Below are 22,341 nucleotides of genomic sequence, written 5' to 3'. Positions count from 1 at the left end.
CCATCTCAACGGCACAATCTAGCAACGATCAATTCGACACGCGACATGCCCCTACATATCGCGGTGCCCAGTACGAGTCGGTAAGGGGCGAGATCATCACACCGCGTGACGTAGACGAGTGGATGAATGACGTGGCGTTGATCAAGATCCCGACATGGGAGATTGATGTGCCGTTCGTTCGAAAGAAGACGAGGTCTCCCGGACGGATGGAGCCCCTTTCCACCTGACGTCCCTGCTCATACATGGCACGCGCCGTTCGAGGGAGTTCGATCCCAATGTCCGAAAAACAATAGGTCACAAATCCGGAGCAGTCGAAACAATCGGGGGTGCTACCTGCAGCACAATACGAGGTGCCGAGAAGGTCTTCGGCAACTGCGAGAACATGATCCACTCTAGGCGAAACGGATCCGCGTGTTGAAGAGGAACTGGAGCAGGCCGCAAGACCAACGATACATGCGAGTACGAAGGTTGCCCTATGCAGTAGCGTCAGGAGTATCTGCATCGTCTGTTGACTTCTCTTCTGGAAAGATGATCGATGCAAGGACGGAAATTGCAAGGACACCGGCGATCACACCGAGGGCGATGTCGATAGGAACCACATACCAATCATGGATGATCATCTTTACTCCGATGAAGGAGAGGATCACACTCAACCCATATTTGAGGAAGTGGAAGATTCCCATTACGCCGGCCACGGCAAAGAAGAGTGATCGCAGACCCATCACCGCAAAAACGTTGGACGTAAAGACAATAAAGGTGTCGTGGGTGATGGCAAAGATGGCCGGAATAGAGTCCACAGCGAAGACAAGATCCGTGAACTCCACCACGATCACAACAAGGAACAATGGTGTGAACCAACGAACCCCATCCTTCATGATGCTGAAGCGCTCTTGATGGTACGTGTCGGTGATCCGGAAGATCTTCCTGGAATACTTCACCACCACGTTATCATCGAGATCTTCGGCATCCTCGCTGGCGAACGCCATACGTACTCCGGTGAAGAGCAGGAAGGCGCCAAAGACGTAGAAGATCCAGTCAAAGGCATGGATAAGGGCCGAACCAAGGGCGATCATTGAACCGCGCATCACAAGCGCACCGATGATACCCCAGAAGAGAACCTTGTGATGGTACTGCGGGGCAACCTTGAAGTATCGGAGGATCAGAATGATCACAAAGATGTTGTCTACCGAGAGCGACTGTTCCAAGAGGTAGCCGCCGAAGAACTCCTTGGCGGCCTCCGGTCCGCGATTGAAGTACACAAACGTGTTGAAGGCCATCGCCAGGGCAACCCAGAACACCGTCCATCCAAGCGCTTCGCTGACTTTTACGACGTGAGGAGTGCGATTGAAGATCCCGAGGTCCAGTGCCAGAAGGAACAGAACCAGAAGGATAAAGCCGGCGTACAGGATCGGGTCGGGAATTTGATTCAGCATGTGAATACGAATCTACGACCGTAGATTGTACCATGCGTCCACTCATCCTCATTGACGGTATGTCGCTGGTCTTCCGCGCATACCATGCCCTGCTGCGTACCGGCATGCAATCACCCTCCGGCGAACCCACTTTTGCCGTGTTCGCCTTTACCAATATTCTCACGTCGTTGCTCGACAAGCACAATCCCGATGCAATTGCCGTGATCTTCGATACGCCGGAGCCTACGTTCCGACATATCCTCTACGATCAATACAAGGCCCATCGGGATGCTTTTCCGGAGGATCTCGTTCCCCAGCTTCAACGCATCAAGCAGTTGATTGGACTTATGGGGCTGGAGATGGTAGAGATGCCGGGGTTCGAAGCCGATGATATTGTTGGGACGATCTGTCGCCGAGAGTCCGATGACGGACATGAGATCCTCTGCGTAACATCAGACAAGGACTACTTCCAACTCGTTAACGACAAGGTGAAGATCCTCCGTCCGGGCAAGGACGTAGGACAATATGACGTGATGGATGCAACAAGCGTTAAGACCAAGTTCGGTGTGGGTCCGGAACACGTGATCGACGTTCTTGCGCTTATTGGCGACAGTTCCGATAACGTTCCCGGAGTGAAGGGTGTGGGAGAGAAAACGGCCATCCCCCTCATCGAACAATTCGGCACGCTCGAAAACCTCTATGAACACCTTGATGATGTAGAGCGTGTCTCTGTTCGAACGAAGCTTGAAGAACACAAGGACATGGCCTTCCTCTCCAAGACACTTGTAACGATCCATACTGATGTACCGATCGATGCCAAACGTATTGCTCTGGTTCGTCGACCAATGGACATCACCGCGCTTGATTCCTTCTGTGAAGAACTCGGCTTCCACACGTTGCGCCGGAAGTTCGCCAAATACGGTCAGGGAAATGACGAAGTGACGCAACTGCAAAATGACGGAGGGACGGAGGGACGAAGTGACACAGTGACAGAAGGACGAAGTGACGGACTGAAGAAGCTCAGTGATGTTGAGCACTCGTACGTTTTGGTGGATACGCCGGGTGGACTTTCAGACATGATGAATGAGTTGAAGGGGGCTACCCTTCTCTCCGTAGATCTGGAGACCACAGGACTCGATGCAATGCGGTGTGCCATCGTGGGGATAGCATTGAGTGCTGCAGAGGGAACGGGCTACTACATCGATGTTGACGATTCGGCCATTGATAATGCAGGTTCACTCTTTGCAGATCATACCGAACGACATGGCCTGCCCCTTACCGATGTCCTGTCTGTTGTAAAGCCGATGCTTACCGACCCATCCGTGGGAAAGTGCGGACAGAACTTGAAATACGACATGTTGATCCTGAAGAGGTACGGCGTAGATGTCGCACCGGTGGCCTTTGACACGATGCTTGCCAGTTACGTGTTGGATCCGGATAAGCTGCACAACCTCGATGCACTCTCGGAACGATGGCTGCATTATGCGCCGATCTCCATCACCACGTTGATCGGTGAGAAAAAGGGTCAGCAGAAATCGATGCGTGATGTTGATGCAGCTCGCGTTGCCGAGTACGCCGCAGAGGATGCCGATCTCGCACTGAAGCTTACGAATCTCATGAGACCCGAGTTGGAGAAAGAGGGACTGTTGGACTTTGCCCAGAAGGTTGAGTTCGCATCCATCCCGGTTCTGGTAACGATGGAGAACAATGGGATCTGCATTGACACCAAGGCACTTGGCGGACTTGGTGAGTTCATGAGATCAGAGGCAGTGCGCCTTGAGGCAGAGATCTGGAAGGAAGCCGGACGGGAATTCACCGTGGGCTCTCCTAAACAGCTTGCAGAAGTTCTTTTTGAAGATCTGATGCTTCCTTCATCGAAGAAGACAAAGACCGGATACTCTACCGACTCCAGTGTCCTCACAGAGTTAGCCGAGTCCTATCCGATCGCTCAAATGGTCCTCGACTATCGTCAGGTAGAAAAACTTCGCAGCACCTACGTAGAGTCTCTTCCTCGCCTGATCAATCCGACTACCGGACGGGTTCACACCACGTTCAACCAGACTGTGGCAGCAACGGGCAGACTTTCATCAACGGACCCGAATCTCCAGAATATTCCTGTGCGTACCGAGCTTGGACAACAGATCCGCAAGGCTTTTGTACCGCAGCATGCAGATCATGTGATCCTCTCTGCGGACTACTCACAGATCGAGTTGCGCATCATGGCGTCGTTTTCCAAGGATCCTAATCTCATCGCGGCCTTTGCCTCCGGTGCAGACATCCATTCTGCTACAGCAGCCATTCTTTTTGACGTGCCGATCGATGCCGTTTCCGGCGATCAACGTCGGGTAGCAAAGACCGTAAACTTCGGTATCATGTACGGTCAAGGGGCATTCGGTCTGTCACAAGGTCTTGGCATACCGCGCGGAGAGGCCCAGCAGATCATCGAGAACTACTTTGTGAAATATGCCGGGATCAAGAACTATATCGATGAGACCGTTGCCGTTACCCGAGAAAGAGGATATGCCTCAACGTTGCTAGGGCGCAGACGCTATTTCCCTACGATCAATGCCAGCAATCGTGGACTTCGAACCGCCGCCGAGCGAGCAGCCATCAACATGCCCATTCAGGGCACGGCAGCGGACATGATCAAACTGGCCATGATCCGCGTTCATCAACGTATGCAACGAGAAGGTCTGAGGTCCCTATTGATGCTTCAGGTACACGACGAACTCGTCTTTGAAGCCCATGTTTCCGAGATCGAGGCACTCACGAAGGTGGCCAAGGAGGAGATGGAACAGGCGCTTCCTCTCGAGAATGTTCCCGTGATCGTAGAGACAGGGAAGGGGGCATCGTGGTATGAAGCCCATTGATGTCGTAGTTTTGCGTAGATGTCTCTCGTTACTGCACTTGTCCTAGGTCTCATTCAGGGGCTCACGGAGTTTATCCCCGTGTCCAGCACGGCCCACCTCACGGTGGCGGCTGCTGCGTTTGGCGTGATCGACCCCGCTCATCCTGAGCGGTGGACGGCGTTCATGGCCACTATCCAGCTTGGAACGCTTGCCGCCGTGATCGCCTATTTCCGATCAGATATCCTCACGACATTGCGGTTCTGGTTCACGGAGAATTTCGGATCTAGGCGTAGATCTTTCCGGGAACAAGGCGCGGAATCGCGACTCGGCTGGTTCGTCATCATCGGCACGTTGCCCATTGTGATCGTTGGCTTGGCCTTCAAGGACATTCTTGAAGGTGCACTCACCAAGGACCTGCATCTCATCGGTGCAAGCCTCATTGGTGTTGCAGCTTTGCTGTGGATAGCCGAACGTGTTGCTTCATTCACGCGCACCACATCCGATCTCACGATAGTAGATGCGATCAGCGTCGGTGCAGCTCAGTGTTTGGCGCTGATCCCGGGTAGTTCTCGCAGCGGGACCACGATCATGGCCGCTCTCTTCCGTGGTATGACGCGTGAACATGCTGCTCGATTCTCCTTTTTGTTGTCCATCCCCGCTGTTCTGGCAGCTGGCGTATTGGAGTTCGCCCATGAGGTGAAGCATATAACACTCGATAACGGGGGGTTGCAGCTTGCGGTGGCTACGATCGCAGCCCTTGTGAGCGGGTATTGGTCCATTGCCTTCCTGTTGAAGTATCTCCGAACCCACAGTCTCAGCGTCTTCATTGTCTATCGGATCGCCCTTGGAAGCGTGCTGCTGTTCACCGGCTGCAGCACCCAAGAGAAGTCCATGCCTGAGGCATTAGAGCAACTCAAGCCGCCACCGGCCACCTCTGAGCAGACGGTCGTACAAGACACCGTCCCCGAGATCGTTGTTGTTGCCACGGATACCGTGGTGGTGAAGACCTCCATGGGCATGATCACGATCGAGCTGTATGGAGATGATGCGCCTGCCACCGTGGCGAACTTCCTTGGACTTGTTTCGAAGAAGTTCTACGATGGGATTTTGTTCCACCGAGTTTCACAAGGGTTTGTGATACAGTCCGGGGACCCCAAGACACGTGATAGTCAGGCTAGGGCAGAATGGGGCAGAGGGGGCACTACAGCGTCAGGAAAGCCCCTTACTGACGAACTCGACCCACAGCTCCCATCGGCACGGAGGGGCTATCTCAAGGGTGTGGTAGCCATGGCCCGAAAGCCAGTGGCGAACAGCGCAACCAGTCAATTTTTCATTTGTCTCGAGAAAGCCGCTTCACTTCCGTACCAATACACGATTTTTGGCAACGTCGTTGACGGAATGGATGTGGTTGAAAAGATCGGAAGTGCAGATGTTGAGCCGGGACCGCTGGGTGAAACCGACGGAATCCCACGTTCGCCGATCACGATCAACAGCATACAACGCAAATAACAGCATTCGGTATTTACGGAGAAGAACATGCGGATCATCACAAGCCTAACAGTAGTAGCCCTTTTGATGGGTGTATTTGCCACAACCGATTCGTCGGCTCAAAAAGAAACGAAGAAGGAAGTCAAGACTATGACGTACATCATGACGGTGATGCAAGGAAATAAGGAACTCGGCAAGATCGAGATCAAACTCTGGCCCGATGTTGCTCCAAAACACTGCGCGTTCTTTGAAGCACGTGTTGCTGAAGGGTTCTATGACGGTTTGGCCTTCCACCGGGTGATCCCCAACTTCATGATCCAGGGCGGAGATCCGAACACCAAGGACCAACCACGCAACACGTGGGGCAGTGGTGGCTATAAGGAAAAGGTCGTTGCCGAGTTCAACAGTAAGAAGCACGTTCGCGGTGTTCTGTCGGCCGCTCGTACGCAGGATCCGAACAGCTTCAGCGGACAATTCTTCCTTTGTGTTGCAGACTCACCATGGTTGGATAACCAATACACAGCATTTGGCGAAGCGGTGAGTGGTATGGAAGTAGCCGATATCGTCGTGAACAACCCTCGTGATGCCGGTGATTGCCCACTTGAGAAGATCACGTTCTCGATCGTGAAGGGTAAGTGACTTGACACACCTGCGGAAGATTCTGACGATCATCTTCGTCCTTGGCATGGGAAGCTGCTTCGAGGCATCTGCCCAAGTGGTGGACTCTGCCTATCTGCCACAGAACGTTGGACCGAACGTCAATGGCCAATATGACGACATCCTACCAGTGATCTCCCCGGACGGACTCGCCTTGTATTTCTGCCGAAGCCATTCACCGGAAAACATCGGTGGTGGACGTCAGGATATTTGGTTGAGCGAGTTTCAGGCAGATGGGAAATGGGGCTTAGCAAAGAACGTTGGCATCCCCTTGAACAATAGGGACAATAACTATCTCTGCTCAATCACTCCCGACGGCAACACCCTCATCATCGGAGACGGATATAGTGCCGCTACGAACCGGCAAAGAAGCATCGCGATCTCGCACAGGACGGCGGACGGATGGTCTGTACCTAAGCCTGTTGTGATCAAGAATTTTTACAACGACAACCGGTTCGGTGAATATTCTTTTGCCAACGACAGTCGCACCCTGATCCTTGCGGTTGAACGAAAGGACTCTCGCGGCGGCAAGGATCTCTACGTTTGTTTCCGACAGGAAGACAGCACGTTTTCGGAGCCCATGAACATGGGCATTGTTGTGAATTCGCTCGGGCATGAGGCAACTCCATTCATCGCTTCGGACAACTCGTCGCTCTATTTCGCATCCGACGGTCAAGGGGGCTATGGAGCATTCGATGTGTTCGTTACTCGCCGTTTGGATTCGACTTGGACAAATTGGTCGCCCCCTGAAAATCTGGGGCCAACGATCAATACGGCAGGATGGGACTTGTACTACACGATCCCTGCTTCCGGTGACTATGCCTACTACGTATCGTACAGCAACACCTATGGTGCCGGAGACATATTCCGCATTCGGCTCCCGGAAAAAGTTCGACCACGTCCGGTGGTGCTTATCTCCGGTCGAGTGTTGAACAAGAAGTCAAATCAGCCGGTTGAAGCCGACATCATTTATGAGATCCTACCGGAAGGAAAGGAAGTTGGTCGTGCTCGTTCCACACCTACCACCGGTAACTATAAGATCGTGTTGCCGGCGGGTGGCAAGTACGGGTTCCGTGCTTCTGCTCCGAACTACCTCTCTGTGAATGACAATCTCGATCTCTCCGGTCTCACGGAATACACGGAGATCAAACGCGATCTCTTCTTGGTTCCGATCGAAGCCGGAAGTGTGGCCGAACTCAACAACATCTTCTTTGACTACAAGAAGGCAACATTGCGTCCGGAGTCATTCCCCGAACTCAATCGCATCACAGATATGTTGATCGCTGCGCCGAGTATGACGATCGAGATCGGCGGACATACAGATGCCATTGCGAGTGACCAATACAACCAGGTCCTCTCCGAAGAGCGTGCTGAGTCTGTTGTGACCTACATCGTAAAGCGTGGTAACATCGACAAGGCTCGCCTTGTACCAAAGGGCTACGGCGAACGTAAACCGGTTGCCTCGAACGATACTGACGAAGGCAGGCAACAGAATAGACGAGTTGAGATCACGATCATCACTAAATAGATGGACGCACAACTTTCCGCATCACCTAGCGGCATGCTCATTGAACGTGAGCATGCCGTCGTCTTTCAGACCTATCGTCGCATTCCGCTCGCCATCGACAGGGCAGAGGGCACGCGTATCATCGATCTGGATGGTCGGTCCTACCTCGATATGCTCGGCGGTATAGCCGTGAATGCTCTTGGGCACTCACATCCTAGGATCATCGCCGCAGTGGAGCAACAGATCCGTCGCTACATGCATGTTTCAAACGTGTTCTACCAAGAGCCGCAGGTGCGTCTTGCAGAGCAACTGGTTGCCGCCTCTGGATATCCGCGGGTGTTCTTCAGCAACTCCGGTGCAGAGGCAACTGAAGGGGCTCTTAAGATGGCCCGACGTTTTGGAAGTGCCCATGCGAAATACGACGTGGTCGGATTCTCCGGCGGCTTTCATGGTCGCACGTATGGTGCATTGTCCGTTATGGACAAGGCCCTGTACAAGGACGGTATGGGGCCATTCCTCCCACACACTCTCGTGTTGCCGTTCAATGACGTGGATGCACTCGAAGCTCGAGTGGACGAGAACACCTGTGCTGTGATGCTCGAATTCCTTCAGGGCGAAGGGGGCATTGCAGAGGCCACACCGGAGTTCATATCTGCATTGTGGTCACTCAAGGAGAAGTTTGGCTTCCTCGTCATCGCCGACGAAGTTCAGAGTGGAATTGGACGCACGGGCGACTTCTTCGCGTTTGAACGTTATGGCGTTCGGCCAGATATCGTAACTATCGCCAAGGCCGTAGGTGGCGGACTTCCCCTCGGTGCAATTCTCGCTACGAATGAAGCCGCTGCACTCTTTGAACGTGGCATGCACGGAACAACCTATGGCGGAAATCCCGTTGCTTGTGCTGCCGGCAGTGTTGTCCTCGAAGAGGTAACATCCGGCCTGACAGATCATGTGCGAGAGATCGGCAGCTACCTCACAACGCAACTACGATCCCTGCAGGGTCAATTCCCTGAGCTTGTCCGCGACGTACGCGGTCGAGGCTGCATGCAGGGCATCGTCCTCTCCGTTGAATCAGCCCCCTTCATACCGAAACTTCTAGAACATGGCGTGATCGCCAACGCTACGGCCGGGAACGTGATACGATTCGTTCCTCCGTTCATCATCACTCGCAACGATGTTGACGAGTTGGTTGAGGCGTTACGTTCCGTGTTCAACAACACCTCGCTGGATACACTCCAGTCCTCTCATGGCTGACCTGCCAACCACCACGTCAACGATCCTGTGTACCTGTGCACGGAACATTCCTCCCATTCTTCGGCGTGAGCTTGAAGACCTCGGCTACGTTGTGAAGGCAGAGTATCCGTCAGGTGTTGAGATCGAAGGTACACTTGAGGACTGTCTCCGACTAAACCTTTGGCTTCGTACGGCACACCGCGTGTTGTTCCGACTCGGAGCGTGGGAGGCCAACACGGCCGATGAAATGTATGAGGCCGTGAACAGCGTGGAGTGGGACCAGTGGATCCCGGCCAAGGGCTACGTGAGCGTGATCGGCTCGGTTGATACAAAGAGCATCGACAATGTGATGTATGCCAACATGCGTTGCAAGGACGCTGTTGTTGATCGTATACGCACGGTCCGCGGTATCCGTCCCGATTCCGGACCGGATACCTCGATGTCTGTTGTGTTCCTTTATTGGCATGATGCAACGTTGATGATCTACGTTGACACGTCGGGCACGCCCCTTTCCGACAGAGGATACCGGATCAGTTCCGGCAAGGCACCGATGCGTGAGTCTCTAGCAGCGGCCGTTGTGTTGTCGACAAAGTGGGCACCACACCTTCCCTTCGTCAACCCCATGACCGGCAGCGGGACACTTGGGATCGAAGCAGCCCTCATCGGCCGAAAGATCCCGCCAGGCTCCATGCGCGACGGCTTCGGATTCATGCATTTGCTGCCTGTTGATCCTCGCGTGTGGCAAACAATGCGCAGAGAGGCCATTGCTCAGGTAGATACCAAGATCGATCTCAAGATCCTATGCTCAGACAACGATATCCGGGTGATCCGTCAAGCACGGGAGAACGCAAAACGGGCGGGTGTTGCCGTTTCGTTCACCGTAGCCGATTTCAGAGAGATCGCACCACCAGCGTCCGGACAAGCCCCTTCCCATGAATCGGATAACGAACACACACCAGTTGTGATCATGAATCCTGAGTTCGGCATTCGTATCGGTGATGAGAGGACCTTACGTACCACCTACCGCGAGATCGGCGACCTCTACAAGCAGAAGTTCCGCGGATACACTGGCTACGTCTTTACCGGCAACTTCTCCCTCGCAAAGGAGATCGGCCTCCGCTCGAAACGCAGGATCACCTTCTGGAGCGCAGACCTGGAGTGCAGACTCCTCGAGTTCGAACTCTACGAGGGCTCGCGGATACAGTACCCGGAGCGAAGCAGTGACGACGTGACGTAAAGACTTAGTGACGAAGTGACATAGTGACGAAGTGACATAGTGACGAAGTGACATAGTGACGTAACTGCGTAACCCCGTAACCCCGTAACCTCGTATTTTCGTCCATGATCAACATCACACTACCGAATGGCGACGTGCGGGAGTACCCTATGGGTGCGAGCGGCATGGATATCGCCAAGAGCATTTCCGACGGCCTAGCACGCGTGGCTGTTGGTATCTACGTCAACAACAAGCCGTATGACCTTTCGCGTCCGATCACGATGGACGCTACGATCCGCATCGTCACCTTCGATAACGACGAAGGCAAGGAGATCTTCTGGCATTCCACGGCTCACTTGATGGCGGAAGCTCTGGAGAACATGTATCCGGGTGTGAAGTTCGGCATCGGGCCTCCTATTGAAGCCGGTTTCTATTATGACGTTGATCTGCCGGGAGACGTAAAGCTCAGCGTTGCAGACTTGCCGAAGATCGAAGCGAAGATGATGGAACTCGTCAAGCGTGATGTTCCGTATGAGCGCGTGGAGATGAACTGGGGAGATGCCGTTGCCTATTTCACGGAAAAGGGCGACGAATACAAGCTCGAACTCCTTGAGGGTCTCAAGGACAGTGAGATCACGTTCTATCGTCAAGGCGAATTCACGGATCTGTGCCGTGGCACACACGTTCCATCGACCGGACTCATCAAGTATCCGAAGTTGCTATCCGTTGCGGGTGCCTACTGGCGCGGTGATGAGAAGCGCAAGCAGCTCACGCGTATCTATGGCATCGCCTTCCCAAAGAAGGCACAGCTGGAAGAGTTCATCACACAACGAGAAGAAGCCGAACGCAGAGATCACCGCAAGCTGGGCAAGGAACTCGAGATCTATATGATCACGCCAATGGTGGGAGGGGGCTTGCCGGTCTGGCTCCCGAACGGCACCATCCTGCGCAGACGTCTCGAAGCATTCCTTCGAGAAGAACAGGTGAAGCGTGGGTATCAGGAAGTGATCACGCCCCATATCGGCAACCTTGAACTCTACAAGACGTCCGGACACTATCCGTACTATGCAGATTCGCAGTTCGACCCGATCACGGTGGAGGACGAGCAGTACCTGCTCAAGCCGATGAACTGTCCGCATCACCACCAGATCTATTCGTCAAAACCACGTTCCTACAGAGACCTGCCGGTGCGTTTGGCCGAGTTCGGCACGGTGTATCGTTACGAACAGTCCGGCGAACTCAACGGTCTGTCCCGTGTCCGTGGGTTCACGCAGGACGACGCCCACATCTACTGCACGCACGAACAGCTCAAGGACGAGATCAAGAACGTTGTGGAACTCACGCAGCTCGTCTTCAAGACGTTCGGGATGGATGTGAGCACACGCCTTTCGTTCCGTGATGATAACGAAGCCAAATATGGCGGCGATCTGGAAAATTGGGAACGTGCCCAAGCAGAGATCAAGGCCGTTGCTGATGAAATGAACCTTGAGTACTTCATCGGTGAGGGTGAAGCGGCATTCTACGGTCCAAAGATCGACTTCATCGTGCGCGATGCTATAGGTCGCAAATGGCAGTTGGGCACCGTGCAGGTAGACTACGTGATGCCCGAGCGTTTCAACCTCGAGTACGTTGGCGCAGACAACACCAAACATCGTCCGGTCATTATCCATAGAGCCCCCTTCGGCTCGATGGAGCGGTTCATCTCGATCCTCATCGAACACTACGCCGGCAACTTCCCGTTCTGGCTTGCACCAACACAGGTCAGCATTCTTCCGATCGCAGACGCACATCAATCTTTCGCACGGGATCTCACCGCCGAATTCGAAAAGATGGGGCTCCGTGTTCATTGCGACCTTCGCAATGAGAAGATCAACCGTAAGGTTGCTGAGAGCGAACAGAAGAAGATCCCGTACGCCCTTGTTGTAGGAAGTAAGGAGATCGAGAACGATTCCGCAGCTGTTCGCATCCACGGTGAAGGCGATAAGGGAATGATGAAGATCAGCGAGATCAAGGCGCTGTTCGCAACGTTGAACATCCCAGGAACGCATGCCACAGGTACTTGATACATTGGTAAGGGGTTGGGGTATTGCATCTCAGAGTATGTTCTACGTAATTTCTCCACTCACCATTACCAATATCAATCTTTAGGAGTTCGTTGTGGCTATTCGAGTTGTTATAGCGCTATGCGCTGTCATGCTTACTGTTCTTGCAGGATGTTCCTCAGATTCTACGTCCCCGTCAAACACAGATCCACTGATCACAGGGACAACGTTTCTTCGTGCTGATGTCAACGGATTCAGTTTTAAATGTAACCAGATCTCAAACATGAGTACGGAGATCGCGCCTACAGTTATGGCAAAGGAGATTGAAACCAACAAGTACGAGATCTCCATATCTGGTGATTCCTATTCGATGAGTGGAATCGTCACACTTCGAGTATCGGCAGTGATAGCAAATACAACTGGCACGTATGAGATCGGTGGCTCTTCCGAAGCAGCTCAGATTACCTCAAACTATAATACCGGTTCATTGTCTACAGCTGGCCTCTATTCCTCGGAAGCAAAGGACAAGGGCACGCTTACGATCACAAGTTTTAACACCTCAAAGCGTCGCATTGCTGGAACATTCTCGACGAATCTCTTTCGCCAGCTAAGCAGTGCCGCAACTATTCCGGTCACTAAGGGTACCTTCGAAATCGGATATTGACGTTCATTTCGAAATGTAGTAGTCGAGGCAGGAGTTCCACGGTACGTGGGGCTCCTGCTTTTCGTTAGCCCACAGAGTGCGATGCTCCGACTCATTGCCAAAGACATTTCCCGTAACCCCGTAACCCCGTAACCCCGTAACCCCGTAACCTCGTAACCTCGTAACCCCGTAACCCCGTAACTGAGTAACTGACCATCTCCGTACCTTCGCACATGACTTTTGGACTGTATCCTTGGCAATGGTTGCTCCTTGCCGCGCTTGTGGTTGGGGCCATTGTTGTGGCCACGATCATGCGCCGCCTTATCGGTGCTGTTGCAAAGTGGTTGCTGCGAAAGGTGCACGTTGATGCTGATGCCGGTCTTGTAAAGGCCGTAGCACGTGGTCTGGCATTGAGTATCGTGGCCGAAGCGGACAAGTTCATGCTTCCGTTTGTTGGTCTTGATTGGAAGACAACAACAACGATCGCGATGTGGGTTGATGCACTTGCCATTAGCTTCCTTGTGATCGCGGCCTACCGGTTTGTGGATCTTGTCTGTCTTCGAACAGTGGATCATGTTCTGCGGAACAGAGCCAATGGTCGCAGCGCAGCAGCAACACTTGCCCCGCTGATCGCATCGGCGTTGAAGGTGATCGTTGTGGTGATCGGCATCACCATCGTTCTTGGTCTGCTTGGAGTGAATGTAGCTGCGATCCTCACCGGACTTTCCATTGGTGGTGTAGCGCTTGCTCTTGCGGCACAAGACACCATCAAGAACCTCTTTGGATCCGTGATGATCCTGGCCGATCAACCCTTTGCCGTGGGTGATTGGATCATTGTTCAGGGGGCTGAGGGGGTTGTGGAAGAGATCGGATTTCGAAGTACGCGGATACGAACGTTCGCAGATAGTCTCATTTCGATCCCGAACGGACGTATGGCAGACATGACGATCGATAATCTTGGCCTTCGTAGGCTTCGTCGCTATCGGACAATGGTATCGATCGAACATGCCACATCTGTGCAGAACACGCAGGCCTTCGTTGATGCTGTACGGTATGTGATCGTGAGTCATCCGCTCACGATCAAGGAGCCGGATCGTATCTCCGTGGCGTTGACGGAACTTTCAACAGTTGGACTAACGATCACGGTGACGATGTTCGCTGATGCAGCGATGCTTGCAGACGAGGCGATGTTCAAACATGAGATCAACATGGGCATCCTTGAGGCAGCGGACGCTAGAGGCATACGCCTTGCACGTCAGGGAGAAGCCCCTTCATCACCGTTGTCGGTTGTGAACGTATGAGCTCCGTCGTGATCGGTCTGTTGCTTATCCTGCTAGGTGCCGGCGGATTTGCTCTTTCTAGCTCCGTTGCCTCTGTTGTGCCGGTTGCGGTGGGAGCGGTCTTGGCATTGTTTGGACGTCGAATCATGACACGCGGACCATCCAGTAGTCGTATCGGCGCCGTTCTTGCTGTAAGCGCCGTGACGATGATCTTCACAGCCTCGGCCATGCCGCGGCTGGCTAAAATGGTCTTTGGCGCTGTTGTTGAGCGTCCTGGAGATATTTTTGTAATCGGCACTACAGCTGTCCTATGTCTCGTCCATGTGACGGTCTCCATTCGTTCTCTCATCCGCACACGATCAACATCCTAAGTCCGCTATGATCCGTCTCCTTCTCGTTTTGCTCGTGATCGGTGCCATTGATGCCGCCGCCTGTGTTCATTGTGCCTACTCCGCGTCGATCGCCGGTGCGAATGCTATCATCGGTTTCACTCATGTGCCGTTGGCAGCCGGTGATAAGGTGACGAAGGACAAGCTCGCAACGGTTTCGTATCAGTTAAAGAACTCCACGTTCTTTGTGAATCCAAAGCAGTGGACGCTGCTAACAGACTCCTTGCCAAATCCGGCCATCGACCATCAGTTCGAACACATTGATGGAAACATGCGGGGCATGCTTCTGTCCTTCAAGGAATTCGTACCGATGGACGAATTCATCGAAGGGTTCTTAGGCGGCATGAAGGAAGATGCACCTGACGCAAAGATCCTCGAACGCCGAGATGTTACGGTGAACGGCATGCCGATGGTGGAGATCCTGATCGAACTCCCAACGTCAACAGCAACAGTTCGCTATTACGGCTACGTTTATTCCGGTTCTAAAGGTGTCTGCCTCTCACTTGGCATGTGTCAACGCGAGTTGTACGATGAAGTGAAAGAAGCACTTAGCATTTTCGCTGCCGGACTTGTTGTTGAATCGGCTGTGAAGCCCCCTTCAAAAAAGAAGAAGAAGTGAAACCCTCAGAGAAGCTTGCCGAGAAGTCCAAGGACCTTGGCATCGGGTCACATACCAAACACATCTTCCTATGTGCGGATCAGACCAAGCCCAAGTGTTGCAGTGAGGAGAAGGGGCTCGAAGCGTGGGACTATCTGAAGAGCAGACTTAAGGAACTCGACCTCGACGGACCGGGTCAGGTCTTTCGAACCAAGGCAAACTGCCTGCGCCTATGCGTGATGGGCCCCGTCGCCGTTATCCAGCCTGATAACGTCTGGTATCACTCCTGCACACCAAAAGTTCTGGAACGTATCATCCAAGAACACATCATCGGCGGTGTCCCGGTAGAGGACTATCGCATCACTGTGTGATGAAGATGTGCACGGCGATATAGGCAAGTCCAGCCGGAATGATGATCGCTAGCCAGCCCCCTACCCTTCTCAATTGCGGAATAGATGAAGGGGGTAATCGTTTAAACGAGAAGATCGCGCTCTTGATACCATGTCTCAGATGGAAGCCAAGTGCAGCCATGGAAACAACGTAGAAGAGCATGTACCAAATGTTGGCAAAGGCGATGTGCGCCTGTTCGTAGAGGTCGAACGTGGTTGGCCTGGTGATCCTATTCGGTACAAAGAACCGAGCAAGGTGGATCACCAAGAAAATGAGGATCACGATACCGGTATAGCCCACTGTGCGCGAGGCAAAGTTCGTGACCTTGGGAATACGCGGATTCATCATTCTGACCCGACGTTGGTGCAAACGCATCTTCATCCCAAGTCCGATATGGACGATGAAGAGTGCGAAGAGACCAACCTCCATGATGCGTATCAGGAGCGACCGACCAAGACTCTCCGTATACCACTGATAGGGCGCTGGATCGGGCCAAAGTAGAAACAGGTTCGCCGCAAGATGTTCCACACAGAACAGGAGAAGCAAGGTACCTGTAACCGCTTCCGTGTTCTTCCGGCCCATCGGAGTGAGAAAGGGGCGAAGGAGTTTCTTCATGATAGGGCCAAACCTACGAGAGATGCCACAGATCTTCTGTGACAGAACGCACAGCCGTTACGGCAGTGCCGAACTTCTCTGTGTGATGGGCTTGCAGAGCAGGGGCGTGCTCGCTGCGATAGGTTTCGAGGTCGTCGATCGATCTGCAAGCATAGCGTACACGAAACACCGTTGCATCCAGAGATGTTGGATCGACCACCTTGATGAGGTGGGCAGTGAGAAAGAGCCCCGTATTCACAACATCAGCGATATGCTGCGACGTCATGTAGTCCACCCATTGATCAACGAGGGCATTGGGAACCGTGACTTCAACCTGATAGGTGATCATGTGCGTAGTGGCTTTGGTAGTGTGGACCGGAGGACGACCGAGCCGATGATGGCGCTGATCGTGGAGCCGACAATGATGCTGAGTTTTGCAATGTCGAGGTGACGCGGATCAATGAAGGCCAGATGAGCAACGAAGAGCGCCATCGTGAAGCCAATGCCGCACAATAATGAAACACCATACATCTGAAGCATAGAAACGCCGTTCGGAAGTACAGCGATCTTAAACCTCACCGAAGCCCATACGGCAAAGGTGATCCCCAGTTGTTTCCCCAGGAAAAGCCCGAGAATGATTCCAAGTGATACGGGGCTCATCAGGGACGTGATCAGCGATGGGTCGATAACAACGCCGGCATTGACCAATGCAAAGAGAGGCATGATGCCAAAAGAGACCGTCCGTCCGAGCGCATGCTCAATGCGATGCAGTGGAGACTGGACCTGCTCTGAGAGCTTCTCGAGTGCATGTATCGCATCGAGTTGAGCCCCTTCATCCTCCACTGACTTCTTTTGACGAGATATCGTATCGAGGAGGTCTCTTGCACTCGTAAAGAAGGACACTCTGTCTATGCGGGCGTCCGCAGGTATACACAGCGCAAGGACAACTCCGGCGATCGTTGCATGAATGCCGCTAAAGAGCACCGCCACCCATAGTGCAAACCCAAGGATAGCGTAGAACCAAATCGTATTGATGCGTAGTCTGTTGCCCAGAACGAGGAGTGACGTGATGAGGCCTGCCGCAAGCAGCATTTCCATGTTCAACGATGCCGTATAGAAGATGGCTATGACGAGCACCGCAAGCAGGTCATCAACGATCGCAAGGGCTGCAAGGAAGACCTTAAGTCCAAGAGGAACGCGATTCCCAAGCAAGGCAAGGATGCCGAGAGCAAACGCGATATCCGTAGCAACGGGGACGCCCCATCCGCGAGCAGCGGTGGTACCGGAGTTGAAGAACAGATAGATCGTTGCCGGACCTACCATTCCCATCACGGCGGCGATCATCGGGAGCAATGCCTTCTGTCGAGAGGATAACTCCCCAACAACCATTTCGCGTTTGATCTCTAACCCCACAAGCAAGAAGAACAATGCCATCAAGCCATCGTTTACAAAATGCTCGAAGGTGAAGTGGAGATGCAGCTTTGCAAAGACGATCTCGATGGGCTGGTGCAGCAACGTAGCATAGAGTTGCTGCCACGGAGAGTTCGACCAAAGCAGAGCTATGGCCGTGAAGACCAAGATCGTGATCCCGGTGGATGTTGACCTCTGGAAGAACTCGTTGAAGCTGGACTGGATGACGCCAGTGAACTCACGAAGTTGCCGTGATCGTATCATAACACTGTGAGGAGGCTCTCGCAATAGCTACGATAGCTTGATGCGGGGAGTAGCGAGACACTTGCACGATATTCATCCGGTGACAGAAATCCTTGGTGAAGTGCTACTTCCTCAAGGCAGCCGATCTTGAGCCCTTGACGTTTTTCGATCGCATGGATAAAGGTGCTTGCATCAAGAAGACTTTCCGGCGTACCGGTATCGAGCCAGGCAATGCCACGTCCAAGCTGTTGGACATTCAGTCTGTTCTGCTCGTGATAGACCCTGTGTACGTCCGTTATCTCCAGCTCGCCGCGCGGTCCGGGCGTGAGCGACATCGCAATGTCCGTTACCGTGCTGTCATAGACATACAATCCCGGGATGGCCAGGTCTGAACGGGGCTTCATGGGCTTTTCTTCAATGGAGAGGATCTGCCCCTCTGATCCGATCTCAACAACACCGTAACGTTCCGGATCCGAGACCCGATACCCAAAGATCGTAGCACCCGTATTGGCAGCGATGGCCTTGCGTAGGAAGTCGAGCTTGCCGTAGAAGATGTTGTCACCCAAGATGAGGCAGACCGGGGAGCCCCCTACAAACTCCTTACCCACTCGAAATGCGTCGGCGATGCCTCGTGGCTGATCCTGAACTGCATAGGTAATGGAGATGCCATAGCGGGAGCCGTCGCCTAACAAACGCTCGAAGACAGGTGTGTCTGTTGGCGTTGAAATGATCAGGACATCTCGAATCCCTGCCATCATCAGAGTGGACAAGGGATAGAAGATCATCGGCTTATCGTAGACAGGCTGAAGCTGCTTTGAGAACGCCGATGTGAGCGGATACAACCGTGTCCCACTACCACCGGCAAGAATGATCCCACGTGTTTCCATGAGGGAAATTACGGATATCTAGTTACTAGTTACTAGTTACTCAGTTACTCAGTTACTCAGTTACTCAGTTACGGTAACTAGTAACCAGTAACCAGTAACTAGTAACTAGTCATTACTCGCTAGGCCTTCATCATTCACCGATCTGTGGCGAACGAGTTTGGCCTCTGCGAGGAAGATCACATTCTCTGCGATGTTTGTGGCGTGGTCTGCCATACGCTCGAGGTTGTAGAGGCCGAGGAGGAGTTGGGCGCCATCTGCAACGAGAGTGCTGTCAGCGATCATGATCTCGATGAGTTCATTGCGCAGCGTGTCGTAGAGTTGATCAACGGTGAAGTCTGAAGGGAGGACGTGGGCTGCCAGCTCAGGGTCATTATTGATGAAGGCATCGAGGCTCGACTTGAGCATCGTGTAGGCCGCATTGGCGATGCGGTTCATATCGATCTGATTTGCGAGCTGTACGGCATTGGGAGAGACCACAACGATCGATGCGATGTTGGTGGCCATATCTCCGATGCGTTCTAATTCATTATTGATCTTCATCGCTGCGAGAAGGAGCCGAAGATCCGTTGCCACGGGTTGATTCAGGGCAAAGATCCGTTGACATTGTTTGTCGATCTTCAGATCGAGCTTGTCAACCTTATCATCACGATCCATGACGATCGTGGCCAGCTCCTGGTTCCCTTCGCGGAGGGCACGCAGTGCGAATTCAACTTGTTCCTCAACGAGTGAACCCATGCGGATGAGTCGCGTGCGGAGTTTATCGAGATCTTCTTCAAACGTGCGGTTCATGGTTTACCCGAATCGGCCAGTGATGTAATCTTCGGTTTCTTTCTTTGACGGGCTCGTGAAGATCGTACGCGTACGATCGAATTCGATGAGTGAGCCCATGAGAAAGAAACCGGTGAAGTCTGAGACACGTCCAGCCTGCTGCATGTTGTGGGTCACAAGCACGATCGTGTACGTGTCCTTCAATTCCGTGATGAGTTCTTCAACCTTACCGGTGGAGATCGGATCGAGCGCTGAACACGGCTCATCCATCAAGAGGATCTCGGGGTTGATAGCAACAGCTCGAGAGATACAGAGACGCTGTTGCTGACCACCCGATAGGCCGAGGGCAGAGTGGTGAAGTCGGTCCTTCACTTCCTCCCAGAGGGCGGATTTCCGAAGGCTGGTTTCCACAACTTCTTCGAGGTCTGTCTTGGAGATCTTTTCATTCAGCGTGAGGCCGTAGGTGATGTTCTCGAAGATCGACTTTGGGAATGGAATGGACTTTTGAAAGACCATGCCGATCCTGCGGCGCAGGGTCACAACGTCCACTTCCTTGTCATACACATCAGTTCCATCCACCATCATGTGTCCATCGACGCGTGTGCCATCGATGAGGTCATTCATGCGATTGATCGAGCGCAGGAAGGTGGACTTCCCGCATCCGGACGGACCGATGAAGGCCGTAACTCTTCGCTCAGGAATACTGAGTTTGATATTGAAGAGCGCCTGCTTCGCACCGTAGTGGAAGTTGAAGTCATGCGCCTCGATCTTGACGGGATGTTCCTTGGCCATTGTTCAGGGGGCTTCTCAGCGCTTGCGAAGTCGCGAGCGAATGAGGATCGCAGTGAGGTTCAAAAGAAAAGTAAGTCCAAGCAGGACAATGGTTGTGGCATACTGAAGAGGCAGGGTCTTGTCAACGTCCGGTGACTGTGTGGAAAGGACGAAGAGGTGGTAGCCCAAGTGCATGAACTTCTCTGTTACGGCATTTGGCAATACCTCTGAAGAGTAGGTCACACCCACAAAGAGGATGGCCGCAACTTCTCCGGCGCCGCGTCCTACAGCAAGGATGGATCCGGTAAGAATGCCGGTTACAGAGTTCGGCAGAACAACCTTGGTTATGGTCTGCCAACGTGTTGCACCCAGTGCGAGAGATGCCTCGCGGAGATCACGCGGAACAGCTTTCAATGACTCTTCAACAGCAACGATCACAACCGGAAGAGTAAGAACAGCGAGTGTTGCTGCAGACCAGAGCAAGGATCCGTCTCCAAAGGACGATGTTCCCAATGCTCCATCGATGTTGGTGCCCATGAACTGAATGAAGAAGCCAACGCCGAAAAGTCCGAACACGATGGACGGTACGCCGGCTAGGGTATTCACGGCAAATCGTACGCTGCGAGCGAACCATGAGTCTTGTTTTGCGAACTCTGTGAGGTAGATCGCCGTTGCCGTGCCGATCGGGACACCGAGAATGGTCATGAGCAACACGAGGAACGTTGTACCAGCAAGGGCCGGGAAGATCCCACCTTCGGTATTGCTGTTCCGAGGGAATTCCGTGAGGAACGTCCACGTAACCCCTGTTCCTCCATTGAACAAGAAGGTCCCGAACATCCCAAGGATGATGCCAACAACGGCAATGGCAGCAGTGGTCGCCAACAGAACGGCAAAGAAGCCAAGCAGACGCTTGTTCAAGGACACGGATGAGGAGAAGTTCTGGATCACGTTATTGGCCTTGGAAGCGTTTGATGAGTCGCTTCTTCACATACAACTCTGTGATCGCATTCAATCCAAACGAGACAACAAAGAGTAGTACTCCCAAGAAGAACAGAACGCCGTAGTGTTCGGATCCCCACACCACCTCACCCATTTCGCTGCCAATTGTGGCGGCTACCGTGCGTGCGGGCTCGATAACGGACCACGTTGAAAGGGGAGCATTGCCGGTTGCCATGATAGCGATCATGGTCTCTCCAAATGCCCGACCTATGCCAAGCAGAACTGCTGCAAAAACCCCGGGGGCTGCAGCAGGTAACATCACGCGATACGCCGTTTGCCATTCCGTGGAGCCAAGGGCAAGCGATGCCTCGTGAAGGGAACGCGGGACGGCGCTCAAGGCGTCCTCTGCGATCGAGAAGACGATCGGGATTACCGCCAACGAGAGTCCAATGCCACCAACGATGGCATTTAATCGATACGGTATTCCGGTGAGGTCCTGAATGAACGAGGCTACCGTGACCAAGCAGAAGAAACCGATAACCACAGACGGAAAGCCTGCCAGGAGTTCAATGCCCGGCTTCACGATCTCACGTACCCATCGCTTGGCAAAGAAGGCAACGTAGAGCGCTGCAAGAATCCCGAGCGGAGCGCCGATGAGAATGGCAATGAATGTTGTCTTTGCCGTTCCGATCAGAAGTGGAACGATACCGAACTTCGGCACCTCACCCACTGGCTGCCAGGTGGTGCTGGTGAGGTTCGAGAGCAACTCGCGCTGCTCCGGTTCAGTTTCAACGAGATGATCCTCTGGGAGTTCATCGATATCTGCAGGAAGCAGTCCTGTGGCAGGATTGTAGATCTCCGGATACTTCGGATTCTTCGGCTTGTAGATGAACTGTCCGGGAGCCCCTTCCTCACCACTTTCCTGAGCGGCATCGGCTGGGTCTTCTACGTCGGCATTGTAGACATCGGGTTCACCGCCATACGATTCCGGCACCATTTCCGCAGCGGGAGTGCCGGAAGATGTT

The 22,341-nt window shown here is 53.3% G+C and carries 22 protein-coding genes; 12 read left to right on the top strand and 10 right to left on the bottom strand.

Going from position 1 to position 22,341, the window contains the following annotated elements:
- Positions 1 to 28: 28 nt before the first annotated feature.
- Positions 29 to 502, bottom strand: coding sequence for a C40 family peptidase (locus tag IPI29_10360; protein ID MBK7412943.1), 474 nt, complete (start codon positions 500 to 502; stop codon positions 29 to 31).
- Entirely contained in the window at positions 474 to 1,433 is a 960-nt protein-coding gene (locus tag IPI29_10355; GenBank protein ID MBK7412942.1) for a TerC family protein, read from the bottom strand. The genes IPI29_10360 and IPI29_10355 overlap by 29 nt, the downstream gene beginning before the upstream one ends.
- 32 nt (positions 1,434 to 1,465) lie before the next feature.
- On the opposite strand from IPI29_10355, the gene polA reads away from it, so the two are divergent.
- From polA to IPI29_10295, 12 genes are all read left to right on the top strand, one after another.
- The gene (polA, locus tag IPI29_10350) at positions 1,466 to 4,282 is read left to right on the top strand and encodes a DNA polymerase I (GenBank protein ID MBK7412941.1); all 2,817 of its coding nucleotides are present in this window, start codon (positions 1,466 to 1,468) and stop codon (positions 4,280 to 4,282) included.
- 18 nt (positions 4,283 to 4,300) lie between these two features.
- Positions 4,301 to 5,770 carry a peptidylprolyl isomerase gene (locus IPI29_10345; protein ID MBK7412940.1) on the top strand — a complete coding sequence of 490 codons (1,470 nt, stop codon included), beginning with the start codon at positions 4,301 to 4,303 and terminating at the stop codon, positions 5,768 to 5,770.
- Between the two features lie 66 nt (positions 5,771 to 5,836).
- Positions 5,837 to 6,388 carry a peptidylprolyl isomerase gene (locus tag IPI29_10340; protein ID MBK7412939.1) on the top strand — a complete coding sequence of 184 codons (552 nt, stop codon included), beginning with the start codon at positions 5,837 to 5,839 and terminating at the stop codon, positions 6,386 to 6,388.
- Between the two features lies 1 nt (position 6,389).
- A complete protein-coding gene (locus IPI29_10335) occupies positions 6,390 to 7,934 on the top strand; it encodes an OmpA family protein (GenBank protein ID MBK7412938.1) in 1,545 nt (514 codons plus the stop codon).
- Positions 7,935 to 9,167: an acetylornithine/succinylornithine family transaminase gene (locus IPI29_10330; protein ID MBK7412937.1), complete on the top strand. Its 1,233-nt coding sequence runs from the start codon at positions 7,935 to 7,937 to the stop codon at positions 9,165 to 9,167.
- Positions 9,160 to 10,383: a class I SAM-dependent RNA methyltransferase gene (locus IPI29_10325; GenBank protein ID MBK7412936.1), complete on the top strand. Its 1,224-nt coding sequence runs from the start codon at positions 9,160 to 9,162 to the stop codon at positions 10,381 to 10,383. The genes IPI29_10330 and IPI29_10325 overlap by 8 nt, the downstream gene beginning before the upstream one ends.
- A 104-nt stretch (positions 10,384 to 10,487) precedes the next feature.
- Positions 10,488 to 12,425: a threonine--tRNA ligase gene (thrS, locus tag IPI29_10320; GenBank protein ID MBK7412935.1), complete on the top strand. Its 1,938-nt coding sequence runs from the start codon at positions 10,488 to 10,490 to the stop codon at positions 12,423 to 12,425.
- A gap of 262 nt (positions 12,426 to 12,687) precedes the next feature.
- Positions 12,688 to 13,068, top strand: coding sequence for a hypothetical protein (locus IPI29_10315; protein ID MBK7412934.1), 381 nt, complete (start codon positions 12,688 to 12,690; stop codon positions 13,066 to 13,068).
- 212 nt (positions 13,069 to 13,280) lie between these two features.
- Positions 13,281 to 14,348: a mechanosensitive ion channel family protein gene (locus tag IPI29_10310; GenBank protein ID MBK7412933.1), complete on the top strand. Its 1,068-nt coding sequence runs from the start codon at positions 13,281 to 13,283 to the stop codon at positions 14,346 to 14,348.
- Positions 14,345 to 14,698, top strand: coding sequence for a hypothetical protein (locus IPI29_10305; protein ID MBK7412932.1), 354 nt, complete (start codon positions 14,345 to 14,347; stop codon positions 14,696 to 14,698). Before IPI29_10310 ends, IPI29_10305 begins: the two co-directional genes overlap by 4 nt.
- A gap of 7 nt (positions 14,699 to 14,705) precedes the next feature.
- The gene (locus IPI29_10300) at positions 14,706 to 15,335 is read left to right on the top strand and encodes a hypothetical protein (protein MBK7412931.1); all 630 of its coding nucleotides are present in this window, start codon (positions 14,706 to 14,708) and stop codon (positions 15,333 to 15,335) included.
- Positions 15,332 to 15,685 carry a (2Fe-2S) ferredoxin domain-containing protein gene (locus IPI29_10295; protein ID MBK7412930.1) on the top strand — a complete coding sequence of 118 codons (354 nt, stop codon included), beginning with the start codon at positions 15,332 to 15,334 and terminating at the stop codon, positions 15,683 to 15,685. The genes IPI29_10300 and IPI29_10295 overlap by 4 nt, the downstream gene beginning before the upstream one ends.
- Here IPI29_10295 and IPI29_10290 read toward each other — a convergent pair.
- The 8 genes from IPI29_10290 to pstC all read right to left on the bottom strand — a co-directional run bounded on the left by IPI29_10290 (position 15,675) and on the right by pstC (position 22,313).
- Positions 15,675 to 16,319 (bottom strand): hypothetical protein, encoded by a 645-nt coding sequence (locus IPI29_10290; protein ID MBK7412929.1) that lies wholly within the window; start codon positions 16,317 to 16,319, stop codon positions 15,675 to 15,677. The genes IPI29_10295 and IPI29_10290 overlap by 11 nt on opposite strands.
- A gap of 13 nt (positions 16,320 to 16,332) precedes the next feature.
- Positions 16,333 to 16,647 carry a DUF4286 family protein gene (locus IPI29_10285; GenBank protein ID MBK7412928.1) on the bottom strand — a complete coding sequence of 105 codons (315 nt, stop codon included), beginning with the start codon at positions 16,645 to 16,647 and terminating at the stop codon, positions 16,333 to 16,335.
- Positions 16,644 to 17,972: a Na+/H+ antiporter NhaA gene (gene nhaA, locus IPI29_10280; protein ID MBK7412927.1), complete on the bottom strand. Its 1,329-nt coding sequence runs from the start codon at positions 17,970 to 17,972 to the stop codon at positions 16,644 to 16,646. The genes IPI29_10285 and nhaA overlap by 4 nt, the downstream gene beginning before the upstream one ends.
- Entirely contained in the window at positions 17,969 to 18,838 is an 870-nt protein-coding gene (rfbA, locus tag IPI29_10275) for a glucose-1-phosphate thymidylyltransferase RfbA (GenBank protein ID MBK7412926.1), read from the bottom strand. The genes nhaA and rfbA overlap by 4 nt, the downstream gene beginning before the upstream one ends.
- 105 nt (positions 18,839 to 18,943) lie before the next feature.
- On the bottom strand, positions 18,944 to 19,627 hold the full coding sequence (gene phoU / locus IPI29_10270) for a phosphate signaling complex protein PhoU (GenBank protein ID MBK7412925.1): 684 nt from the start codon (positions 19,625 to 19,627) through the stop codon (positions 18,944 to 18,946).
- A gap of 3 nt (positions 19,628 to 19,630) precedes the next feature.
- Positions 19,631 to 20,398: a phosphate ABC transporter ATP-binding protein gene (locus IPI29_10265; GenBank protein ID MBK7412924.1), complete on the bottom strand. Its 768-nt coding sequence runs from the start codon at positions 20,396 to 20,398 to the stop codon at positions 19,631 to 19,633.
- Positions 20,399 to 20,413: 15 nt separating this feature from the next.
- Positions 20,414 to 21,301: a phosphate ABC transporter permease PstA gene (pstA, locus tag IPI29_10260; GenBank protein MBK7412923.1), complete on the bottom strand. Its 888-nt coding sequence runs from the start codon at positions 21,299 to 21,301 to the stop codon at positions 20,414 to 20,416.
- Between the two features lie 25 nt (positions 21,302 to 21,326).
- Positions 21,327 to 22,313 (bottom strand): phosphate ABC transporter permease subunit PstC, encoded by a 987-nt coding sequence (pstC, locus tag IPI29_10255; GenBank protein ID MBK7412922.1) that lies wholly within the window; start codon positions 22,311 to 22,313, stop codon positions 21,327 to 21,329.
- Positions 22,314 to 22,341 lie beyond the last annotated feature (28 nt).

It is taken from the genome of Ignavibacteria bacterium (assembly GCA_016707005.1).
Lineage (GTDB): Bacteria > Bacteroidota > Ignavibacteria > Kapaibacteriales > Kapaibacteriaceae > UBA10438.
The sequence above is the reverse complement of the archived record's forward strand: the minus strand, read 5'-3'. Positions and strand labels throughout refer to the sequence as shown.